The sequence below is a fragment of the Paraburkholderia sp. BR10954 genome (genome assembly GCF_040965775.1).
In the GTDB taxonomy this organism is placed as follows: Bacteria; Pseudomonadota; Gammaproteobacteria; order Burkholderiales; family Burkholderiaceae; genus Paraburkholderia; species Paraburkholderia youngii.
This window is the reverse complement of sequence record NZ_JBFRCK010000153.1, coordinates 1-1860: the sequence shown is the minus strand read 5'-3', so window position 1 is coordinate 1860 and position 1860 is coordinate 1. Positions and strand designations below refer to the sequence as shown.

Sequence of the window (1860 nt, the reverse complement as noted above, 5' to 3'; positions counted from 1 at the left end):
CAGGGGTTCCTGCATCTCATCCATTCCGCGCATCGCATCCGCTGCCAAAGATCATGAACACGATATCCATAACGCCCGTCCCTCAAACCCCGTTTACACGGGACCCAAATTCAACAGCCTGCTAGGCTGAAATGCGGCTCGGCATCGGCGCCGCGGCAGTACCAGTCACCGTGTACTGCATCATGTGCTGTGCTACGAGGAACACATTGTTCTCGAACAGCGCGCTTTGCACTTCCTGACCACGGCCGGTGCGTTCGCGTTGTGCGAGGGCCGCCATCGCACCGATCGCGCCGAACATGCCTCCCATGATGTCGTTGACACTCGTGCCCGCGCGAAGTGGCCTGCCTTCCGGCCCCGTCATGTAAGCGAGGCCGCCCATCATCTGCACGACCTCATCCAGCGCGGTGCGATGGTCGTATGGGCAGGGCAGAAACCCTTTATGCGACACGTAGATGAGACGCGGATTGATCCTGGACAGTGCGGCATAACCGAGGCGAAGTTTGTCCATCGTGCCGCTCTTGAAGTTCTCGCTGAAAATGTCCGCCCCTGCAAGCAGCTTGTAGATGATTTCCACGCCGCGGGGATCTTTTACGTCGACAGCGATGCTCTTCTTGTTGCGGTTGAACGTGCTGAAGAAGCCCGCCCCGGACCCGCGCAAAGCGCGCGTGCTGTCGCCGGAAATGGGTTCGACCTTTATCACCTCCGCGCCGAGGTCCGCCAGCACCATGCCGCATGTGGGCCCCATCACCATGTGCGTCATTTCGACGACGCGTACGCCGCTATACGGCAAATCTTGGTTGGCTCGCACTTTGCTCATTGCGCTAGTCTGATCCGGTAGTCTTCCGGTTGCGGCGCACTGGATGCGTGGCCGTCTGCGTATGCGAATCCTTTGGGGAGCCCCGCGTCCTGCAAGTGTCCGTATAACGTTTCGTGAGGCAACGCGTCGGCGAGAATGGCACGCGCGGCGATCAGCCTGTCGATGTCCACGCCCGTGTCATAGCCCATGGCTTCCAGCAGGAAGACCAAGTCCTCAGTCACGATGTTGCCGGTTGCGCCCGGCGCATAGGGGCAGCCGCCGAGACCCGCCTGGCTGGAGTCGATCGTCGTCACGCCGACTTCAAGCGCTGCGACGACGTTGGCAAGTCCCTGTCCGCGCGTGTTATGGAAGTGTGCACCGCCAGCCTTTGAGCCAAGTTCCGTTTGGAGCCGGCGAAACAGCCGGCGAACCTGGGTCGGATTCGCGTAGCCGCTCGTATCGGACAGGCCGATTTCATCAACACCACACTCGGCCATTGCCAAACGCATGCGCATCGTCTGGTCATCGGTCACAGTGCCGGCGATCGTGCAGCCGAAGGCAACCGAAATGCCGGCCTCTATCTCTACGCTTGGAAACCGTTCGTTGCGAAGCGCGACGATATTGCGCACTTCTTCGATCATCTGCTCATTGGTTTTCTGCATATTGGCCAGCGAGTGTTCTATGGTCACTGAAACGGGAAGCGTGACCTTGTGCACGCCAGCTTCGAAACCGCGCTGACTACCACGCAGGTTCGGCGCGAGAACCGCGACGCGCAAATCCGGAATAGACAGCCCATGCGCGACGACTACGCGAATGTCAGCCATCTGCGGCAGCAGCTTCGTCGGCACGAATGAACCCACTTCAATTTCCCTAAGACCCGCAGCGGCGAGCGCGGAGATCCATCGTAGCTTCGCTGCAGTGGGGATCACCGCTTTAACTGCGTATTTCGGATGAACGTGACCGGCCGTTTCGGGATCGTGACCGGCGATTTCGGCAACGTGACCGGTTATTTCGGGAACGTGACCGAGCGGACCGGATGGCTGGATTGGCGTTGCGCATGACAT

Annotated in this window: 1 protein-coding gene and 1 pseudogene; both read right to left on the bottom strand. The window is 59.9% G+C overall.

The genetic code is table 11. The features are described from left to right. Positions 1 to 124: 124 nt before the first annotated feature. Positions 125 to 817, bottom strand: a pseudogene (locus AB4Y34_RS41515) (CaiB/BaiF CoA transferase family protein); the annotation flags it as partial. Continuing rightward, positions 814 to 1785 carry a hydroxymethylglutaryl-CoA lyase gene (locus tag AB4Y34_RS41510; protein ID WP_368719267.1) on the bottom strand — a complete coding sequence of 324 codons (972 nt, stop codon included), beginning with the start codon at positions 1783 to 1785 and terminating at the stop codon, positions 814 to 816. The gene AB4Y34_RS41510 and the pseudogene AB4Y34_RS41515, both read right to left, overlap by 4 nt. Positions 1786 to 1860 lie beyond the last annotated feature (75 nt).